The organism is Gilliamella sp. LMG 34359 (assembly GCF_984569085.1).
On sequence record NZ_OZ474906.1, the window covers coordinates 1,589,998 to 1,610,344 of the forward strand.

A 20,347-nucleotide genomic window follows, 5' to 3' on the forward strand; every position below is an offset into this window, starting at 1 on the left:
CATGGGAAAGTTTACCAATAGCGCGTTATTCCAAAAAGTGATTCTTTGGATGCCGGGGTTAATGAGTTTATTACGCTATAAGCGTGAATATTTTAGTTTTGATATTAAAGCGGGATTATCAGTGGCAGCAGTCTCTTTGCCAGTATCTATCGCCTATGCGGAGCTTACTGGTGTCGGGGCGATTGCTGGATTATATTCAACAATTTTACCACTTATTGTTTATGCGCTTTTTGGTTCTTCTAAACAACTCATTGTCGGTCCCGACACGGCAACTTGTGCGGTGGTGGCGGCTGTGGTGTTTCCTTTGGCAGCAAATGATCCTATTTTGCGTTGGCAATTAGTGATACTGTTAACTATTATGATAGGTATTTGGTGTCTTATCGCTGGTAAACTTCATTTAGGTGCCTTGGCTGATCTCTTAAGTCAACCAATTTTGATTGGTCTGCTTAATGGGATTTCTATTACCATTATGGTTGATCAGTTAGCTAAAACCTTTGGCTTTAGCTATGACTATTCTTATTTAATTGAGCGTATCGTCTATTTACCGTTTAAAATAACGGAAATCCACTTATTAACTACCTTAGTGTCTTTTTTTACATTAGTAATTTTAGTGGTTTTAAAAAAATTCAAACCGCGTTACCCTGCGCCACTTTTTGCTGTAATTATTATGACTTTTCTCTCTTGGCTATTTAATTTTGAACATTACAATGTTCGAATTATTGGTAGTGTAAGCAGTAATTTTATTCCTGCTGAGTCATGGATAGATTTTGATAAAGGTTTGATGCGAAATTTAGTGGTACCTTCACTTAATATAGCCGTGATCTGCTTTGTTAGTATGATGATAACGGTACGTAGTTTTGCTTCTAAAAATAATTATGAAACTAATGCTGATGTCGAATTTAAAGCGTTAGGTATGGCCAATATCGTAGCTGGCTTATCACAAGGTTTTGTAGTAAGTGGTACTTCTTCGCGTACTGCGGTGAATGATGCCAATGGAGGCAAAACCCAATTGGTGTCAATTATCGCCGCGGTTTTGATTGGCTTTGTGGTAATGTTCTTTTTGTCACCGCTACAGTATATTCCAACTTGCGTATTAGGTGTCATATTAATTTATTCTTCTCTATCCCTTATTAATTTACAAACTATTATTCGATTTTTTAAATTTGATCGTGATGCATTTTATCTAAGCTTAACGACGCTAATTTCTGTTTTAGTCATTGGTATCATACCTGGTATGGCGTTGGCGGTGCTTTTAGGTCTATTTTTGTTTTTACGACGAGTGTTTAGACCAAATGATCAGTTATTAGGTGTTGATGAAAGTGGACGAATTCATTCTATTGGGCCTGATGTCTATCCGTTAAGTAATACGATTATTTATCGTTTCAATTCACCATTAACTTATTTCAATATTGCCTATTTTAAACGTAGAATTATCGGTTATATTGATGAATCTTCTGAACCAATTAATTATGTTATTGTTGATGCCATACCTTGCTTTACCTATAAAGATGTCAGTGTATTAACCGGTATTGATGAGTTGGTTAAATCATTAAAAGTTAGGAATGTGGTGCTAATTTTATCAGGTCGACGCAAAACTTTGAAAAATTGGTTTAAACAGATGAATCTAAAATTAGATAGTGATTATATTGAGTTCGCTTACGATCTTTATTTTGCGGTGCGATTAGTACAAAGTAAAGAGCATATGGACAGCAAAACCGACGAAGATGTTGATAATTAGAACATTAATCATCATATTAAATTAGCTAAGGATAATTATGAATCAGATAAAAAAGCGCATCAAAATTGAAATGCTTAGTACTGGTGATGAAGTTTTATACGGTCAAATTGTCGATACTAATGCCGCTTGGTTATCAGATTTTTTATTTGCAGAAGGGATCACTATTACTTCGCGCCATACGGTAGGCGATGATTTGTTGACCTTGGTTGAAACTTTGCAAGAGCGTAGCTTACACAATGATATTTTAATTGTGAATGGCGGATTAGGACCAACCAGTGATGATCTTAGTGCCCAAGCCGCAGCTCAGGCGAATAATGAATCGTTGATTTTACACGAAGAGTGGCTTAAGACGCTTGAACGCTACTTCCTTAATCGTGGTAGAGTGATGCCAGCAACCAATATTAAACAAGCTATGTTACCTCAGAGTGCAACGTTAATTGATAATCCTATTGGCACCGCTTGCGGTTTTAAAATGCAGTTAAATCATTGTCTTTTATTTTTTACCCCAGGTGTGCCGTCTGAATTTAAAGCTATGGTTAGAAATTCGATCCTACCGGAAATTAAAGCTAATTATCCTATAACCGAAAGAAATCTTTGTTATCGATTAACCACTATGGGACGAACTGAAAGTGATTTAGGACAGGCGATCGAGACAACCGTTGAGATTCCTCATTATATCACTGTTGGTTATCGTGCAGCTATGCCCATTATTGAGTTAAAATTAACTGGACCAGAAAGTAAAAAGAGTGAAATGGATAACATCTGGCAGAAGATAAAAGCCATTGTTGCTGATAATTTACTTTATGAAGGGGTCGTGATTAATCAAGGTGAATCGGGCTTAGCTCAGGTGGTATCAAAGTTATTAAATCAAAGCAAGCAAACTATTGTCGTTATTGAACAGCAATCCGCAGGTATGGTGAGTTACCAATTGTTCGAAGCTAATGCGCCTATTGTAAAGTCAGAAGTAGTCCCTTTTGTGATGGAAGAGCCGATTGATTACTTCTCACAAATATTGCAAAATCAGAGAGCTGATATTGTACTCGGCATAGTAAATTTTCAGGAGAAGAATACTGAATTTACTTTGATTATTGCCACCATTAAGCAAGTTTTACACTTTAAGTTAAAATATATTGGACGATCGCAAAGTAGTAAAATTCAACAACAAATTTTGACATCGATTGCCTTGGATGGTTTGCGTCGTTATTTATTAAATCTGCCTATTGTTGGCCCTAATGTTTGGTTGGAACAGATTGCATAGATTTATCAAATATTTTTTACTTTGCAAATAATTTAAATTAGGTTTTTCACTAATTAGTAATATTACTATGGACAATTCCCTACAAAATTAAGTAGAATAACTGATCTTTCAATTGAAGCATTTAAGTTAAAAAATTAGAGGTAAAAATGGCTCGTGTAACTGTCCAAGATGCAGTAGAAAAAATTGGTAATCGCTTTGATCTCGTTTTAGTTGCAGCAAGACGCGCTCGTCAACTACAAGTTGAAAACAAAACACCACTAATTCCAGAAGAACACGATAAAGAAACTGTAGTGGCTTTACGCGAAATTGAGAATGGGCTTGTAAATAAACAAATCCTTGATACAGCTGAATTCCAAGCTCGTCAAGATGAAGAATCTGAAGTGCGTAACGCTCTTCATGAAACGGTACTTTTAGAAAACACTCCTTCATACGAATAAACATTGCTGAGAATTGTCCATGCAATATTTTGAAAGCTTAAAAGAGGTTGTTGCATCTTATCTTCCAGCGAAACAAGTTGAATTTATTCAAGATGCCTATTTCTTTGCCAAGCAAGCACATGATGGACAATTCCGTTCCAGCGGTGAACCTTATATTACTCATCCGGTTGCGGTAGCAACCATTTTAGCCGAAATGCGGTTAGATTATGAAACCGTTACCGCGGCATTGTTACATGACACCATCGAAGATACTCCGGTCACCTTTCAAGACATTACTCAAAAGTTTGGTAAACATGTCGCTGTTTTAGTTGAAGGTGTATCAAAACTTGATAAGTTAAAATTTAGAAATCGACAAGAAGCCCAAGCTGAAAATTTTCGTAAAATGGTTTTAGCCATGACCGAAGATGTGCGCGTAATTTTAATTAAATTAGCTGATAGAACGCATAATATGCGTACTCTTGGTGCATTGCGGCCGGATAAACGTCGTCGGATAGCCAAAGAAACCTTAGAAATTTATGCGCCTTTGGCTCATCGGTTGGGTATTCATCATATTAAAACTGAGCTTGAAATACTTGCTTTTACTGCTATGCACCCTAATCGAGCTAAAGTTCTTGAAAAAGTGGTAAAAATTGCTCAAGGAACTAGAAAAGAGCTGGTTCAGCAAATTTTATCAGAAATTAGAGGGCGTTTAAGCGAAGCGAATATTCATGCGCAAGTTGAAGCACTTGAAAAGAATATCTATGCAATCTACCAAAAGATGCAACTTCGTGAGCAACATTTCCACTCAATTATGGATATTTACGTTTTCCGCATTGTTGTTGATGATGTCGATGCTTGCTATCGTACGCTTGGTTTAGTCCATAATCTATATAAACCAAGACTTAATCGCTTCAAAGATTATATTGCTATTCCCAAAGCCAATGGTTACCAATCATTACATTCGTCATTAATTGGCCCACATGGTACACCGGTCGAAGTGCAAATAAGAACTGAAGATATGGAACAAATGGCGGAAATGGGGGTTGCTGCGCATTGGATTTATAATGAGAATGATGAGTTAAATAACACTACCGCGCAAATTAAAGCTCAACGTTGGATGCAAAGTTTATTAGAACTTCAGCAGAGTGTCGGTAATTCATTTGAATTTATTGAAAATGTTAAGTCGGATCTATTTCCTAAAGAGATATATGTCTTTACACCAAAAGGTCGAATTGTCCAATTACCGGAAGGGTCAACCGCAGTTGATTTAGCATATGCCGTCCACTCTGATATTGGTTTCCAATGTATTGGTGCGGTAGTTGATCGTAAACCTTATCCGCTTTCTCAACCGTTGAGCAATGGGCAAACGGTTGAAATTATTACCTCCCCTGAAAGTCGTCCTAATGCAAGTTGGTTAAATTTTGTGGTGAGTGCCAAAGCCAGATCGCGTATTCGCCAAGCATTAAAAACCTTGAAACGAGAAGATGCTATATTGTTAGGGCGTAAATTGCTTAATTTGGCTTTAATAAAAACCAGTGGAATTGATTCGCTAACTGATAAGCAAAAAGAGCGTATCGTTGAGTTGACTCAACTAAGCTCGTTTGATGATGTTTTAGCCGAAATAGGACTTGGCAATATTATGAGCTATTTTATTGTCAAAGGTCTTGAACATAAAACACTTTTATCAAACGAATCTGAGGCCAATAAAACATTAGTTATAACCGGAAGTGAAGGGGTATTGGTAACTTTTTCAAGATGTTGCCATCCTATTCCTAATGATCCGATTATCGGTCATGTCAGTCCGGAAAAAGGTTTGACGGTCCACCATGAGTCTTGTCGTAACATCAGTGGTTATCAAAATAATCCCGAAAAATACATTCCACTTAAATGGGCCCCTGATATTGAGCAGTTTTTTGTGGCGGAAATCTGGGTAGATATTGTTAATAATCAAGGTTCTTTGGGGCATGTTCTTTCTATCATTAATGATGAGAAAGCCCATATCCAGTGGTTGAATACCGAAGAAAAAGATAGACAAATATACACTATTATTTTGCAGATTGAAGTTAAAAATACCCAACAACTTAATGATTTAATCCGAAAATTGTCACTCCAACAAGATGTAGTGAGTGTGACACGCAATATTAATTAGTTATTATGGCTGATCGTTTGCTAAACCACATACCGCTTGCAAAATTAGCGGGCATTGGGCCTAGTTTAGAAAGTAAATTCTCTCAACTGGGTATTAAATCTGTTCAAGATCTGTTATTACATTTTCCGCTTCGTTATGAAGACCGTTCTACATCTTCCGCTATTGGTGAGGTGGCAATTGGCGAAACAACCACTATTCAAGGTTGTATCATTAAAAGTGAAATTATCATTACTAAACGTAAAATGTTGTTGTGTCATATTCAGGATGATTCGGGTATCGCAATTTTACGTTTTCTTCATTTCAATATGGGGATGAAGGCTTCCCTAGCCCCTGGTAAATGGGTGAGTGCTTACGGTGAGATAAAAAGCGGTAGTCATTATCCGGAAATTATTCATCCACAATTTAAAATTCAAAGCCAAAAAGAAGCGCATAGCGCTTTTGCTGATGCCAATGAAGAGCGATTTACGCCAATTTATTCTACTACCCATGGATTAACTCAAAATGTCATTCGTAAGGCAATACAATCGGCATTAATATTGTTAAAACGCAATCCACCCGATGAAATTTTACCGGCTACATTGAGTTCTAGATATTTGCCTGTCATTGAATCATTAGACATTGTTCATAATCCTTCATTGACCACCGATGTCGAGCAGTTAATTGCTGGCGAGCATCTGGCAATAAAACGATTTATTTTAGAAGAGTTGCTTGCTTATCATTTAAGTATGTTGCTGATTAAATTTGATAATCAAAGACAACATTCTTACCCAATGCATATTACTCAACAATATATTCGGCCTTTTCTTGCGGCATTACCATTTGAACCAACCAAAGCGCAAAAAAGAGTGGTGCAGGATATTTATCAAGATATGGCAAAATCAGTGCCAATGATGCGATTAATCCAAGGTGATGTAGGGTCGGGTAAAACCTTAGTTGCCGCGTTAGCCGCTTTAAATGCTATTGAAAATAAGCAACAAGTCGTCTTAATGGCGCCAACTGAAATATTAGCTGAACAACATTTTCATAATTTTTGCCAATGGTTTGAGCCACTAGGGATTAAGGTTGAGCTACTCACTGGTCGTTTAACCGCTAAAAATAAACAACTACGCTATAATGATATCGAATTGGGTGAAATTTCAATGTTAATCGGTACTCATGCGGTGTTTGTTGATAAAGTTAAGTTTAACCATTTAGGCTTAGTCATTATTGATGAACAGCATCGGTTCGGGGTAAATCAACGATTAAGTCTTTGGGAAAAAGGTGCTAAAGATGAATGTCATCCGCATCAATTAATCATGACGGCAACGCCAATTCCAAGAACCTTAGCAATGACGGTTTATGCTGATTTAGATGTATCAATTATTGATGAATTACCTCCCGGACGAACCCCAGTAACAACTATCGTTATACCTAATTCACGTCGCGATGAGATTATTGAAAAAGTGAATAATGCTTGTCTTAATAATCGTCAGGTTTATTGGGTTTGTACATTAGTTGAAGAGTCCGAAACACTTGATGCCCAAGCTGCTGAAATGTTGGTTGAAGAGTTGCGAATGTTATTGCCTCATCTAAAGATCGCTTTAGTTCATGGCAAAATGAAATCGGATGAAAAACAAGCCGTCATGAAAGCGTTCAAATCAGGTGAAACACAACTTTTAGTTGCAACGACCGTTATTGAAGTCGGGGTTGATGTGCCAAACGCAAGTTTGATGATTATTGAGAATGCTGAACGATTAGGGCTTTCGCAATTACATCAATTACGAGGACGAGTTGGTCGGGGTAGTGCAATTTCATATTGCGTATTAATGTATCAAGCGCCACTGAGTAAAGTCGCACAACAAAGGATGAAAGTGATGCGCGAGAGTAGTGATGGTTTTGTTATCGCGCAAAAAGACCTTGAAATTAGAGGAAGTGGCGAAATTCTAGGTACCAGACAAATGGGGGTCGCCAATTTTAAAGTGGTTGATTTAATCCGTGATCAACATTTAATTAGCGATGTTCAACAAGCCTCATATTATATTCAACAAGATTATCCAGAGTCTGCGCAACAACTTATTGAATGTTGGTTGCCAGAAAGACAGAAATATATAAATGCCTAGCTGTATAACTAATTGTTTAGTTTGGCTTAAGATCAAATAACGGCTTGCACAACCAACAAAAAACGGACTTTGAGATTATTCAAAGTCCGTTTGTTTTATCGTTTTACTTTATAAGAATGAACGGTATGGCAGTTCAGGTTCATCGGTAAAGATATCTCTAAATCCACGATAGTGTTGATAGTGCATTTTGTTTTTATCGGTTGGATAAGTATATTTACCACCAACTTGCCAGAAGAATGGCGTAAATTGATACTCCAGACGATCCTTTTTCATTTGCCAAAGGACTTCAATTTCACGCGGGTCACTTTGGAAATTCGCCCATATATCGTGGTGGAATGGAATTACTACTTTAGTATTTAACGATTCTGCCGCCCGTAAAATGTCTGATGAAGTCATTTTATCGGTTACGCCGCGCGGGTTCTCGCCATAAGATAACAAAGCAACATCAATTTTATGATCATTACCATGCTTGGCATAATAATTAGAGTAGTGAGAATCGCCAGAATGATAAAGTGATCCGCCAGAAGTTTCGAATAAATAGTTAACCGCACGATCATCCATTCCATCTAATATGGATTTATCGGTGGATGAAACACCTTTCGGTAAAGTAACTAATGAAGTTCTATCAAAAGAGTCTAAAACGCGAATGGTAATATCACCAACTTGGATAGTTTCACCTACTTTAGCAACAATACAGCGATCTTCAGGAACGCCCCAACTTTTCCATAATTCAACACAAGCTTTAGGGCCAATAAATTTGACTTTTGAGGAGCAGTTTTGCATGACTGCCGCCGCAACATTGACATCAATATGATCAGCATGATCATGGGTTGCCATTACAGCATCAATCTCTTTGATTGCAAAAGGATCTAGAACAAATGGACTGGTTCTAAGATTTGGTTGTAGTTCACGAACACCACCCATTCGCATCATTTGATGTTGTTTGTTCATTAATGGATTGGCGTGAGTTTTTTTACCTGTACCACACCAGAAATCGACAGAGATATTAGTATTACCTGCTGATTTTAACCAAATCCCGGTACAAGCAAGCCACCACATGGTAAACGTATTAGGTTTGACCTCTGTTGTTTCTATTTCTTCATTAAGCCACGTTCCCCATTCAGGAAAGGTATTCAATATCCAAGATTCTCTGGTAATTTCGTTTACTTTACTCATACTTTGTTCCTTTTACAATTTAATTATTAAACTAAAATCACTTCTGTGCCTTGTTCCTTTATGCTTTCAATTACTTCCTTATTTGCTTGTTTGCCAGTTATTAAAATATCAATTTTAGTAATCGGGCAAAAAAGCATGCCAGAATTTGCTTTGGTATTTATCTTTGAACTATCAACAACAACGACTAATTTCTCTATTTTTTCAAGTATTTGTTGTTCTGCTACCGCACCTAATATTTCATTTTTATACAGTCCATTAGGCGTTAAAGTTTTACCACTGGTAAACATCCATTTACCTGCATAAGAATCAGTTATGTTAGCTATTGGGTTGAGAATAATATTTTGTGTTTTGTTATATAACCCTCCCATAATGATGACGTTTTCATGATCATGTTCAATCAAGTAGCACGCTAATGGAAAATAGTTGGTAATGATTGAAACATTCTTACCACACAGTTCACGACCTAACAAAAATGCAGTAGAACCACAATTAATTACGATATTTTCATCACTTCCACATAATTTGGCTGCTCTAATCGCGATACGTGCTTTTTCATGATAATGATCGGTATTGTTATTGCCTATTGGCGCCCAAATGGGTTTTGCAACTTCAATCCGCATAATTCCATTGCGAACTTTTTTTACTCTTCCATCCTGATCGAGCTTGGTAATATCTCGACGAGCCGTGGCTGGTGATATTGAAAAATAGGAGACTAATTCGGTGACTCTTACCATTCCTCGATCATTAACCATCGCTACAATTTCATTATGCCGTGATATTTCGTTCATTATTGCCTCTTATTAAGTAAACATGATTTTTTATGATTGAAAATGATATTAATTTTCGTTTGGTTATTTGTCAATCGTTTAAATCAATAATCTTAACTTGTCACTACAATGTATTGATAATAATAGTTATATTTTTAAGTTTTACTTGCGGTTTTTTATCAAAATGTGACAGAAATCACATTTGTTTAGATAATAGTGTAAGAAAAGTGATCTTGATCAAAATAATCATAAACAATCATTGAGTGATTATTTATGATTGTGGAATATAGCAGTAGTTATTCATTTCTCCGATTTGGATAACGCTAAATGAGCAAAAGTTCCATCAATTCGTTTTGCGAGATGAGTAATTATACAAATGACATTAAGTGGGGTTGATGTCTCCATGCTTATAGCATTAATGCTATCTAAAGTTGTCAACAATCAATGAGAGGGACATATGGAAGTAATTTATAACATATTTTATATCTTTTATAGTCAAGTTATGACGAAGGCACCATTATTACTGGGCCTAGTTACCTTGCTAGGTTATTGTCTTTTAAAAAAAGATATCACCACGATTTTAAAAGGCACGATTAAAACCATTGTTGGTTTTATGCTGTTACAAGTTGGCTCAGGTGTTTTAGTTTCAACATTTAAACCCGTTATTGCTAAACTTTCCGAATATCATGGTATAACCGGATCGATTATCGATACTTATGCCTCAATGGTGGCTGTCGAAAAGGGGATGGGTGAACAATATTCATGGGTTGGTTATGCAGTATTGCTTGCATTAGCGATTAATATTTTACTGGTCATCTTTAGACGTTTCACCGGAATTAGAACCATCATGTTGACCGGTCATATCATGTTCCAACAAGTTGGTTTAATTACTCTTTTCTACTTCCTATTTGGTTATGGCATGTGGGAAACCATCACCTACTCAGCAATAATTACGGCATTATATTGGGGAATTTTTTCAAATATGATGTTTAAACCAACTGAAGCGGTAACTGGCGGCGCAGGTTTTTCAATTGGTCACCAACAGCAGTTAGGTTCATGGATTGCAGTGAAATTAGCGCCAAAATTGGGCGATAAAGATGATTCAGTAGATAATTTAAAATTACCAAAATGGTTACATATTTTCCACGATAGTATTGCCGCCACAACGATTGTGATGACGTTCTTTTTTGGTATCATTCTTCTTTCATTTGGTTTGGATAATTTACAAACAATGGCGGGGTCGACCCACTGGACTATCTACATTTTCGAAACCGGGCTTAAATTTGCCGTAGCTATCCAAGTTATTGTTGGTGGTGTAAGAATGTTTGTGGCCGAGTTATCTGAAGCATTTAAGGGAATTTCTGAAAAATTAATACCAAATGCGGTGTTGGCTATCGATTGTGCGGCTATTTATGCTTTTTCACCTAACGCGATGGTATTTGGTTTTATTTGGGGGGCATTAGGTCAATTTTTAGCGATAGCCTTATTACTGGTATTTAAATCGCCAATCATGATTATTCCTGGTTTTATTCCTATGTTTTTCTCTAATGCCACTATTGGTGTATTTGCCAATCATTATGGTGGATGGAAAGCGGTAATGAAACTCTGTTTCATTATGGGAATGGTTGAGGTTCTAGGCTCTGCTTGGGTAATTAATATCTTCGCCCAAAATGGTACGCCAATTGATTCCTGGATGGGAATGGCTGATTGGGCAATTTTATTCCCACCGATTTTACAAGGTTTATCTTTCTCTCATCTATTTATTTATGTCTTGATTGCGTTATCTCTGGTCTATATGTTCTTTGCGGCTAAATCACTACGAGCCGAAGAAGCCTTACAAAAACAACAACCGACCAATGATATTCATGATGATGTTAATGAAGCAGTAGTTGAAAAAATGGAGGAAGTGGCAATTAGTGAAGGTCAACCGATTCGTATTCTTGCTGTTTGTGGTAGTGGTCAGGGATCATCAATGATGATGAAGATGAAAATTGCCAATTATTTAGATAAAAAAGGTATCGCAAATGTCATGGATTCATGCGCAGTCACGGATTATAAATCAAAACTACCTAATGTCGACATTATCGTTGCTTCTAAACATTTGATTCATGAAATCGAGGTTAATGAAGGACAACATGCGTTAGGTGTCCAAAACATGTTAAATCCTCAAACTTTCGGCGATGAACTTATTGAACTTATCAATAAAGTAAATGGTAAATAGGCAAAATATTTAAAGGAGTCCAACAATGGCTTTCAAAGAATCATTAATTGAAAATAACTCTATTTTACTTAAAGCAGAAGCTACAAATTGGCAAGACGCGGTTAAGTTAGGAACAGATATGCTAGTTGCGTCTAAAGCGATTGAGCCTCGTTATTATGATGCCATCATTCAATGCGTTAAAACCATGGGGCCTTATATCATTATTGCCCCTAATCTGGCCATGCCACATGCGCGACCAGAAGATGGCGTGAACCGTACGGCTTTTGCATTAGTAACTTTGAAAAAACCTGTTTATTTTGAGGGAGAGACTGATCCTGTAGATGTACTAGTTACTCTTGCCGGCAGTACTTCTGATCAGCATATGGAAGGATTAATGGAAGTGACTCAAATTTTAGATGATGAAAATAGTGAGACTGGTGTTGATCTGGATAAATTAAGACGTTGTAACAGCAAAGAAGATGTTTATGCGGTTATCGATCGCGCGCTAAATGGAGGCTAAATAATGTTTCAAGCATTAAAAGAACGCGTACTACAGGCTAATTTATTGCTACCACAATATAATTTAGTCACCTTTACATGGGGAAATGTATCAGAAGTGGATCGTGCCAAGGGGGTCATTGCCATCAAACCATCTGGGGTTGAGTACAGTGATATGACCATAGATGATATTGTTGTGGTTTCATTAACCGGCGAAATTGTCGAAGGCAAACTAAATCCCTCTAGTGATACCGCAACACATCTCGAACTCTATAAAGCCTTTGCAAATATTGGCGGAATTGTGCATACCCATTCTCGCTATGCAACCGTTTGGGCACAGGCAGAATTGGATATTCCTGCATTAGGTACCACTCATGCTGACTATTTTTATGGTGATGTACCTTGTACCCGCCGACTAACTGATAGTGAAATCGCCACAGATTACGAAAAAAATACCGGATTAGTGATTATCGAGGAATTTAAACAGCGCGGTATTGATCCTATGGCGATGCCTGGGGTTATTGTCTCTGGTCATGCGCCATTTTGTTGGGGTAAAAATGCCTTAAATGCGGTACACAATGCTGTGGTACTTGAAGAAGTCGCAATGATGGCGATCTCAACTCGACAACTTAATCAAACCATCAAAATTCAACAAACATTATCCGATAAGCACTATTTTCGCAAACATGGTGCTAATGCTTATTATGGCCAAAAATCAAATTAGATAAGGAAACCAACATGACAACACCAAAATTACAAATTGCTTTAGATCAAACAGAACTAACCTCAGCATTGGAGGTGGCAAAAAATGTTTCAGGATTTGTTGATATTATCGAAGTTGGCACTATTCTCGCCTTTGGTGCTGGAATAGAAAGCGTTAAAAATCTAAGAAAATTATATCCTAATCATATATTAGTCTGTGATTTAAAAACCACTGATGGCGGAGCGATATTAGCTAAAATGGCTTTTTCAGCTGGGGCTAACTGGTTAACGGTTTCAGCTGCCGCACATATAGCTACCATTGAAGCGTGTAAAAAAGTGGCAGACGAATTTAATGGCGAAATTCAGATCGAATTATATGGTCATTGGACACTCGAAGATGCCAAAGCATGGCGGAAATTGGGAATTAAACAGGCTATTTATCATCGTTCTCGTGATGCTGAGCTAGCCGGCGTAGGTTGGGGAGAAGCAGATCTTGTTAAAATGCGTCAACTTTCGGATTTAGGCCTTGAGCTATCTATTACCGGTGGGATTGTACCAGAAGATATTCATTTGTTTGCGGGTATTAAAACTAAGGCTTTCATTGCTGGTCGCGCATTAGCCAATGAAAATGGTAATAAAACGGCGCAAGCATTAAGAGAGCAGATCGCTAAATATTGGTAATTTAACTGATGCAGTCGGGAATACGACTGCATTTTTTTATGTTTAAACAACTGTTATTAGGTTTTAAATATGTCGAAATTTGCAATCGATCCAACCAAATTGACTAATCATATTGGTATTTATGAAAAAGCCTTACCGAATGATCTTACTTGGCAAGAAAAACTAGACCAAGCAAAATCACTCGGATTTAATTTTATCGAGATTTCAATTGATGAATCAGATGAACGCCGGGCAAGACTTGATTGGTCAGATGACGAAATTTATCAATTAAAACGTTTATGTGAACAATCTGGTCTACCATTACATTCAATGTGTTTGAGTGCTCATCGTAAATATCCTTTTGGTTCTGCTGATGAAACCATTCGTCAACAAGCAAAAATCATTATGAACAAAGCGCTCATTTTTGCCTATAAATTAGGTATCAGAGTTATTCAATTGGCTGGCTATGATGTTTATTATGAACCAGCCAATTTACAAACTCACCAGCGCTTTATTTCGGGTATGCAATGGTCGGCAAAACAAGCGGAAAAATTAGGGATAATGCTTGCTGTCGAAATTATGGATACTAATTATCTAAATTCGCTTAGCAAGTTTGAAATTCTCAAAAAAGAGGTGAGTTCACCTTACTTTATGGCCTATCCCGATGTGGGTAATATTTCCGGTTGGAATTATGATGTTTGTACTGAGCTTATGTTAAGTCGTGAACATATAGTGCAAATACATTTAAAAGATACTTATAAAGTTAACGGCAATTATGCAGGTCAATTTAGAGATTTAACGATTGGTGAAGGTGAAGTGGACTTTCTTTCCATCTTTAAAACCCTAAAAAGGATGGATTATACCGCACCATTAGTTATCGAAATGTGGGCTAAAGATGATAATTGGCAAGAAAATATTATCACCGCCAAAAAACGCCTACAAGCAATCGCCAAACAGGCAGATTTTCCTCTATTTTGAATACCTCATTTGCAATGATAATTTAAAACAGTGCTCCATAAAATTTTAACGTGGGGCATTGATTAGGTTAGGCTGTGGCGGTTATCAGACTTAACTAGATGGTGAAGACGCGGTATAGACGTGGCAATTTTTTAACAAAAATTTTATTAAACCAAGTAATCATTACCAATAAAGCCTATGAATGATTGAAATATACGGTTAAAAGTTAAGAGGATCCGCATCTGGTAACTTCGGTTTAAAAAGGAGTTATGCTCTTTAATAGTTTAGCCCGGTTATATGTATGGTTAATTTTAGGTGAATAGGTATAAAACGTTATAGATGCCTCGATATTTTTTCAAAAATTTAAATTAAACTAGGTAATAATTACTTAAAAAGCCTATTAATAATTGGAATGAGCGGTAAAAATTTCAGTTAATACATCCGCTAACACTAATCAAAAAATAGTTATGTTCTTTAATAGGTTAGCACAGTCTTATATCTGATTTAATTTTAGGTAAATAGATGCGAGGAGGCATAGATGCTTGATATTTTTCAAAAATTTATATTAAACCAAGGGATTATTATCTAAAAAAATAATCAACCTATTGAAATATTTTGGTTCAAGGAGTGATGATATTTATCGGTTAACATGGTTTTAAAGCGGGATAGTGTAGGGTATCTATCTTTAACTTGAATTATTTCGATAATTAAAACATCATACCAGTTGATGATCAAACCACTATCACTATTATGATTAAATTATTGGTCGTAATTTTCTCGGATTTACTGTAGAAAACTTAATGATTTGCTCTTTGCACGAATATGGCTATCGTGTAATATAGAGCGCATTATAAATTTGATTAAATTGTGAATATTGTATGAAATTCTTTTTAAAACTTATTGCTACTTTTTTAGTCGTTTTCACTTTAGTCGGCTGTGGTTTAAAGGGACCCCTCTATTATCCTGCTGATGAGTCAGCTGCCGCTGTTCAATCTAACGATATAAGTAAAATCGCTTAAAGGAATCATTTAATGGAATTGTTACACTATCACAATGGCCAGTTATTGGCTGATAACGTCGCTATTTCTGAACTAGCTAACCAATATGGTACGCCGTTATACGTCTATTCTGCAAACCATATCACTCAGCAATTTCGTGCTTATCAAGATTCGCTTAAAGATAAGCAACATCTAATTTGTTATGCCGTTAAGACCAACAGTAATTTATCGGTTCTCAACTTATTAGCCAAACTTGGTGCAGGTTTTGATATTGTTTCGCAAGGTGAGTTAGAAAGAGTATTAAAAGCCGGTGGTGATCCTAAAAAGATTGTTTTTTCAGGTGTGGCAAAATCCATTGTCGAAATCAAAAGAGCGCTTGAGGTTGGCATTAAATGTTTTAACGTTGAATCCGAATCAGAATTATATCGGATTAACCAAATTGCTCAACAGTTGGGTAAAATCGCTGCAATTTCATTACGAATTAATCCTGATGTGGATGCAAAAACCCATCCCTATATTTCAACTGGACTGCGGGAAAATAAATTTGGTATAAGTTATCAATTAGCTTTAGACGTTTATCGTAAAGCCGCTTGTTTAAGTCATATTAAAATAGCGGGAATTGATTGTCATATTGGCTCTCAGTTAACAGAACTATCACCATTTCTTGACGCTACCGATAGAATTTTAGCTTTAGTTGATAAGCTTAAAGCAGAAAATATTCATCTTGAACATATTGATTTAGGTGGCGGATTGGGTGTTTGTTATGATAACGAAACACCTCCTTCCGCATCATTACTTACTGCAGAATTAATGGCAAAATTAACCAATTATACTGATCTTGAAATTATTTTTGAACCGGGTAGGTCAATTATCGCCAATGCAGGTATATTAATTACTAAAGTTGAATACACCAAACATCAAGATGGTAACCATTTTGCTATTGTAGATGCCGGAATGAATGATTTAATTCGACCCGCACTCTATAAAGCTTGGATGCGAGTTTTACCGGTTAAAGAACCAACAAGTTCGGATAAAAAAGAATGCTATAATGTTGTTGGGCCTATTTGCGAATCGAGTGACGTATTAGCCTATCAACGCGAATTGTCGGTTGCACAAGATGATCTATTAGTAATTTGTAGTGCCGGTGCTTATGGCTTTAGTATGGCATCAAATTATAATAGCCATCCACGCCCAGCTGAAATCATGATCGAGGGAGGCAATAGACATAAGCTAATTCGAAAACGTGAGACGTTTGATGATTTATGGCGCGGTGAATTAGTACTATAATTTGCTTGCGAGGGCACTAACGATGTGCTGATGCGTAGGGCAAATAAAGCGCTTTTTGAATCAAATTTTAAACAATAATCAATAATAATGTTTCACACTAAAGGGTAATTAAAGATGAACTTTTCTAAAATGCATGGATTAGGTAATGATTTTATGGTTATTGATGCAGTAACGCAAAATGTTCATCTTTCAAGTGAAATGATTAAACGGATGGCAGATCGATATACTGGAATAGGATTCGATCAGTTACTGGTTGTTGAACCACCATATTCGCCAGAAAGTGATTTTCATTATCGAATATTTAATGCTGATGGTACTGAAGTTGGACAATGTGGCAATGGTGCCCGTTGTTTTGCTCGTTTTGTTCGTTTAAAAGGGTTGACGAAAAAACGGGTGTTAAAGGTGAGCACCATGAAGGGTAATATTGTGTTAACTGTTAATGATGATGAAACCGTGCGGGTTAATATGGGTAGTCCCATTTTTGAGCCGAATAAAATTCCTTTCAAAGCCATTAAAGAAGAAAAAACCTATATTATTCGCGCGCAAGAACAGACGGTTCTGTGTGGTGTGGCCTCAATGGGTAATCCGCATTGTGTTTTGCAAGTAGATGATATATTGACAGCTCAAGTTGCCACATTAGGTCCTTTGTTGGAACAACATGAACGCTTTCCTGAAAAAGCCAATATTGGTTTTATGCATATTATTGATAGAAATAATATTAATTTACGAGTATTTGAACGCGGCGTTGGTGAAACACAAGCTTGTGGTACCGGTGCCTGTGCAGCTGTTGCTGTTGGAATAAAGCAAGGACTGTTAAATCAGCGAGTCAATGTTAATTTGCCAGGTGGTAAATTAGTTATCGAGTGGCAAGGCAATCAGCAACCACTTTATATGACTGGACCTGCCACACACGTATATGATGGTTATATATCAATTTAATAACTAATCAAGCAATGAGGTTTGCTACAACTAACCTCATTGAGCTCAATAAAAATAAATTATGGTCAAAAAAAAAGCAGAAACAGCCAAAAATAAGCTAAGTCATAAACAAAAAACAGTCGTTAAATTGAATGATGAAATGGTGAGTCAATATATCATTGATAATCCTGATTTCTTTATTCGCAATGCGGCGCAAATTGAGCGTATGCGTGTGCCACACCCTGTTCGTGGGATTATTTCATTACCAGAATGGCATATGGCTAGACAACGTAATAAAATTAATCAGTTAGAATCTGAAATCACTATGCTGATGGAACATGCTATTGCTAATGAACTGCTGTTTAATCAGCTAATGAAATTACAATATGAATTAATTAAAGCAAAAGATATTGATGAACTAATGACTTCTTTAAAAAATTGGGCTAAAGAGTTAGGCCTCAATGGTGCTTATTTATATCTTTTCGATGATAAATGGTTAATTAACGCTCCATCTAACTATCATCATTTGGCTTTAAGTTCTGCACAATTTGATTTTATTCGTGTCCGTCATTTACAGTATAGTCAATTCTATTTAGGTCAGTTAAACACCAGTGAATTAGACCTTCTATTACCACACCGTGGTTATGTAGGTTCGGTTGCTTTATCCTTATTTGGTCAATTTGGTGACCTTGGGGTGTTAGTTTTTACCAGTTCAGATTCTATGCATTATCAGGCTGGACAAGGTACTTTGTTATTGGAAAAGGTAAGTGAAATACTACCTATTTTAATTGAAAAATGGATTATGCGAAAAAAGTAAGGAATTATGATGGTTGAAAATAATCTCAGTCACTCCTCTTTATTAGCTAAACCGATTGAACAGTTCTTAAATTATTTAAAATCGGAAAAACAACTTAGCCTTAATACACAAATTAATTATCGTCGCCAACTCTATGCTATTATCGATTTAAGCAAAGATTTGGATATCACTAATTGGCAAGATCTCGATTCATCAGCGGTACGGCTGTTAATTAGTCGTAGTCGGCAAACCGGTTTACAAGCAAGAAGTCTCTCATTACGTTTGTCGGCACTGCGTAGTTTTTTTGATTGGATGGTGAAAAATGAATTGATTGCCGCTAATCCGGCTCGCGGTGTAGTCAATCCGAAATTAGGTCAGCATCTTCCTAAAAATATTGATATTGACGAAGTTAACCAATTACTGAATATTGAATATAATGACCCATTATCGGTACGCGATAGAGCTATGCTCGAAGTAATGTATGGTTCGGGATTACGACTGTCCGAATTAGTGAATATCAATTGCCGAGAGCTAAATTTGCGAGAAGGTGAAGTCCGGGTAATGGGAAAAGGCAATAAGGAGCGAAAATTACCTTTAGGCCGCGAGTCCATTAAATGGATTGAACATTGGCTAAGCATGCGTAATCAATTTAAACCTCATGATGATGCTCTATTTATTTCTAAATTAGGTAAACGAATTTCGCCGCGTAATGTGGAAAAGCGTTTTGCTCAATGGGGCGTCAAACAAGGTTTAAGTTCGCATGTTCATCCACATAAATTACGTCACTCGTTTGCCACGCATATGCTTGAATCGAGTGGTGATTTGCGAGCAGTACAAGAATTACTAGGTCATGCTGATTTATCCACAACTCAAGTTTATACACATTTGGATTTTTCACATTTATCGGAAGTTTATGATTCTGCTCATCCACGAGCTAAAAGAGGGAAAAAATAATGCATTTTTATCGTTCAATTGACTGCATTAAAGCGATCACTTTCGATCTTGATGATACTTTATATGACAATAGTATGATTGTCGATAAAGCTGAAGAGGAGATGTTAAAAACTTTACAAAAACTTCAGCAACTAGCAAATTTAACTTTAGATTTATATTACCAAGAGAAAAATTTGATCCTTTCTTTAAATCCGGAAATCTATCATGATGTGATAGCTTGGCGGATTGAGACCATCAAATCTCTATTGAGTAAAACCAATATCCCCGTATTACAACATACTAATATTATTGATGATGCTTTAGGCTGTTTTAATATTTGGCGGCATAAGATGGTTATTCCTGAATCAACGCATATCTTATTAGCCAAACTCGCCAAAAAATATCCACTAGCCGTAATTACTAATGGCAATGTTGATGTTAATAAAATAGGTTTAGGTGACTATTTTCAATTTTCTTTACGTGGTGGGCCGGATGGCCGCTCAAAACCATTTCCTGAAATTTTTGACTTAGCCGCAAAAAAATTAGCGGTAGCCAAAAACTACATTTTACATGTTGGTGATAATTTAGAGACCGATGTAAATGGTGCCATTAATAATGGCTATTTGTCATGTTGGATAAATATTTTTGGTCAAGATATCTACCATCTTACTGATGCAAGGTGTCTACCTCATGTTGAAATAACTCGATTGCCAGAATTAGATAATCTGTTATAATTGTTCAATATGTGTATAAAAAGACAGTGAAGTTAGATGTAATTACGCTTGCATTTACTCC

Annotated in this window: 18 protein-coding genes; 16 read left to right on the forward strand and 2 right to left on the reverse strand. The window is 36.5% G+C overall.

What is annotated here, in order from left to right:
• The first annotated feature begins 1 nt into the window (after position 1).
• The 5 genes from AC5LXV_RS07395 to recG all read left to right on the forward strand — a co-directional run bounded on the left by AC5LXV_RS07395 (position 2) and on the right by recG (position 7,660).
• Positions 2 to 1,738: a SulP family inorganic anion transporter gene (locus tag AC5LXV_RS07395; RefSeq protein ID WP_493467839.1), complete on the forward strand. Its 1,737-nt coding sequence runs from the start codon at positions 2 to 4 to the stop codon at positions 1,736 to 1,738.
• 37 nt (positions 1,739 to 1,775) lie between these two features.
• Positions 1,776 to 2,996, forward strand: coding sequence for a CinA family nicotinamide mononucleotide deamidase-related protein (locus AC5LXV_RS07400; RefSeq protein WP_493467840.1), 1,221 nt, complete (start codon positions 1,776 to 1,778; stop codon positions 2,994 to 2,996).
• A gap of 146 nt (positions 2,997 to 3,142) precedes the next feature.
• Positions 3,143 to 3,433, forward strand: coding sequence for a DNA-directed RNA polymerase subunit omega (gene rpoZ / locus AC5LXV_RS07405; protein ID WP_110423832.1), 291 nt, complete (start codon positions 3,143 to 3,145; stop codon positions 3,431 to 3,433).
• A 19-nt stretch (positions 3,434 to 3,452) separates the two neighbouring features.
• Complete coding sequence (gene spoT / locus AC5LXV_RS07410) at positions 3,453 to 5,561, forward strand: bifunctional GTP diphosphokinase/guanosine-3',5'-bis pyrophosphate 3'-pyrophosphohydrolase (RefSeq protein WP_493467841.1); 2,109 nt, start codon at positions 3,453 to 3,455, stop codon at positions 5,559 to 5,561.
• Positions 5,562 to 5,566: 5 nt separating this feature from the next.
• Positions 5,567 to 7,660 (forward strand): ATP-dependent DNA helicase RecG, encoded by a 2,094-nt coding sequence (recG, locus tag AC5LXV_RS07415; RefSeq protein ID WP_493467842.1) that lies wholly within the window; start codon positions 5,567 to 5,569, stop codon positions 7,658 to 7,660.
• Between the two features lie 108 nt (positions 7,661 to 7,768).
• Here recG and ulaG read toward each other — a convergent pair whose 3' ends face one another.
• Both ulaG and ulaR read right to left on the reverse strand, forming a co-directional pair.
• Positions 7,769 to 8,836 carry an L-ascorbate 6-phosphate lactonase gene (gene ulaG, locus AC5LXV_RS07420; protein ID WP_493467843.1) on the reverse strand — a complete coding sequence of 356 codons (1,068 nt, stop codon included), beginning with the start codon at positions 8,834 to 8,836 and terminating at the stop codon, positions 7,769 to 7,771.
• Between the two features lie 26 nt (positions 8,837 to 8,862).
• Positions 8,863 to 9,624 carry an HTH-type transcriptional regulator UlaR gene (ulaR, locus tag AC5LXV_RS07425; protein ID WP_110434041.1) on the reverse strand — a complete coding sequence of 254 codons (762 nt, stop codon included), beginning with the start codon at positions 9,622 to 9,624 and terminating at the stop codon, positions 8,863 to 8,865.
• Between the two features lie 481 nt (positions 9,625 to 10,105).
• Between ulaR and AC5LXV_RS07430 the strand changes: the two genes are divergently transcribed.
• The 11 genes from AC5LXV_RS07430 (at position 10,106) to yigB (ending at position 20,286) form a co-directional block, all read left to right on the forward strand.
• A complete protein-coding gene (locus AC5LXV_RS07430; RefSeq protein ID WP_493446428.1) occupies positions 10,106 to 11,824 on the forward strand; it encodes a PTS ascorbate-specific subunit IIBC in 1,719 nt (572 codons plus the stop codon).
• A 25-nt stretch (positions 11,825 to 11,849) separates the two neighbouring features.
• On the forward strand, positions 11,850 to 12,323 hold the full coding sequence (locus tag AC5LXV_RS07435; protein ID WP_086360844.1) for a PTS sugar transporter subunit IIA: 474 nt from the start codon (positions 11,850 to 11,852) through the stop codon (positions 12,321 to 12,323).
• A 3-nt stretch (positions 12,324 to 12,326) separates the two neighbouring features.
• A complete protein-coding gene (locus AC5LXV_RS07440) occupies positions 12,327 to 13,025 on the forward strand; it encodes an L-ribulose-5-phosphate 4-epimerase (RefSeq protein WP_110434038.1) in 699 nt (232 codons plus the stop codon).
• 14 nt (positions 13,026 to 13,039) lie between these two features.
• The gene (locus AC5LXV_RS07445) at positions 13,040 to 13,684 is read left to right on the forward strand and encodes a 3-keto-L-gulonate-6-phosphate decarboxylase UlaD (RefSeq protein WP_110423825.1); all 645 of its coding nucleotides are present in this window, start codon (positions 13,040 to 13,042) and stop codon (positions 13,682 to 13,684) included.
• A 69-nt stretch (positions 13,685 to 13,753) separates the two neighbouring features.
• Entirely contained in the window at positions 13,754 to 14,641 is an 888-nt protein-coding gene (locus AC5LXV_RS07450; RefSeq protein ID WP_493467844.1) for an L-ribulose-5-phosphate 3-epimerase, read from the forward strand.
• Between the two features lie 857 nt (positions 14,642 to 15,498).
• Complete coding sequence (lptM, locus tag AC5LXV_RS07455; RefSeq protein ID WP_110434036.1) at positions 15,499 to 15,639, forward strand: LPS translocon maturation chaperone LptM; 141 nt, start codon at positions 15,499 to 15,501, stop codon at positions 15,637 to 15,639.
• Between the two features lie 12 nt (positions 15,640 to 15,651).
• Entirely contained in the window at positions 15,652 to 16,905 is a 1,254-nt protein-coding gene (gene lysA / locus AC5LXV_RS07460) for a diaminopimelate decarboxylase (RefSeq protein WP_493467845.1), read from the forward strand.
• A gap of 114 nt (positions 16,906 to 17,019) precedes the next feature.
• Positions 17,020 to 17,844, forward strand: coding sequence for a diaminopimelate epimerase (gene dapF, locus AC5LXV_RS07465; RefSeq protein WP_110434034.1), 825 nt, complete (start codon positions 17,020 to 17,022; stop codon positions 17,842 to 17,844).
• A 61-nt stretch (positions 17,845 to 17,905) separates the two neighbouring features.
• On the forward strand, positions 17,906 to 18,640 hold the full coding sequence (locus AC5LXV_RS07470; RefSeq protein WP_110434033.1) for a DUF484 family protein: 735 nt from the start codon (positions 17,906 to 17,908) through the stop codon (positions 18,638 to 18,640).
• 9 nt (positions 18,641 to 18,649) lie between these two features.
• On the forward strand, positions 18,650 to 19,573 hold the full coding sequence (gene xerC, locus AC5LXV_RS07475; protein ID WP_110434032.1) for a tyrosine recombinase XerC: 924 nt from the start codon (positions 18,650 to 18,652) through the stop codon (positions 19,571 to 19,573).
• On the forward strand, positions 19,573 to 20,286 hold the full coding sequence (gene yigB / locus AC5LXV_RS07480; protein ID WP_493467846.1) for a 5-amino-6-(5-phospho-D-ribitylamino)uracil phosphatase YigB: 714 nt from the start codon (positions 19,573 to 19,575) through the stop codon (positions 20,284 to 20,286). Before xerC ends, yigB begins: the two co-directional genes overlap by 1 nt.
• Positions 20,287 to 20,347 lie beyond the last annotated feature (61 nt).

Coding starts and splice junctions, on each gene's coding strand:
- AC5LXV_RS07395 (WP_493467839.1), top strand. CDS start 2: ATGGGAAAGTTTACCAATAGCGCGTTATTCCAAAAAGTGATTCTTTGG.
- AC5LXV_RS07400 (WP_493467840.1), top strand. CDS start 1,776: ATGAATCAGATAAAAAAGCGCATCAAAATTGAAATGCTTAGTACTGGT.
- rpoZ (WP_110423832.1), top strand. CDS start 3,143: ATGGCTCGTGTAACTGTCCAAGATGCAGTAGAAAAAATTGGTAATCGC.
- spoT (WP_493467841.1), top strand. CDS start 3,453: ATGCAATATTTTGAAAGCTTAAAAGAGGTTGTTGCATCTTATCTTCCA.
- recG (WP_493467842.1), top strand. CDS start 5,567: ATGGCTGATCGTTTGCTAAACCACATACCGCTTGCAAAATTAGCGGGC.
- ulaG (WP_493467843.1), bottom strand. CDS start 8,836: ATGAGTAAAGTAAACGAAATTACCAGAGAATCTTGGATATTGAATACC.
- ulaR (WP_110434041.1), bottom strand. CDS start 9,624: ATGAACGAAATATCACGGCATAATGAAATTGTAGCGATGGTTAATGAT.
- AC5LXV_RS07430 (WP_493446428.1), top strand. CDS start 10,106: ATGACGAAGGCACCATTATTACTGGGCCTAGTTACCTTGCTAGGTTAT.
- AC5LXV_RS07435 (WP_086360844.1), top strand. CDS start 11,850: ATGGCTTTCAAAGAATCATTAATTGAAAATAACTCTATTTTACTTAAA.
- AC5LXV_RS07440 (WP_110434038.1), top strand. CDS start 12,327: ATGTTTCAAGCATTAAAAGAACGCGTACTACAGGCTAATTTATTGCTA.
- AC5LXV_RS07445 (WP_110423825.1), top strand. CDS start 13,040: ATGACAACACCAAAATTACAAATTGCTTTAGATCAAACAGAACTAACC.
- AC5LXV_RS07450 (WP_493467844.1), top strand. CDS start 13,754: ATGTCGAAATTTGCAATCGATCCAACCAAATTGACTAATCATATTGGT.
- lptM (WP_110434036.1), top strand. CDS start 15,499: ATGAAATTCTTTTTAAAACTTATTGCTACTTTTTTAGTCGTTTTCACT.
- lysA (WP_493467845.1), top strand. CDS start 15,652: ATGGAATTGTTACACTATCACAATGGCCAGTTATTGGCTGATAACGTC.
- dapF (WP_110434034.1), top strand. CDS start 17,020: ATGAACTTTTCTAAAATGCATGGATTAGGTAATGATTTTATGGTTATT.
- AC5LXV_RS07470 (WP_110434033.1), top strand. CDS start 17,906: ATGGTCAAAAAAAAAGCAGAAACAGCCAAAAATAAGCTAAGTCATAAA.
- xerC (WP_110434032.1), top strand. CDS start 18,650: ATGGTTGAAAATAATCTCAGTCACTCCTCTTTATTAGCTAAACCGATT.
- yigB (WP_493467846.1), top strand. CDS start 19,573: ATGCATTTTTATCGTTCAATTGACTGCATTAAAGCGATCACTTTCGAT.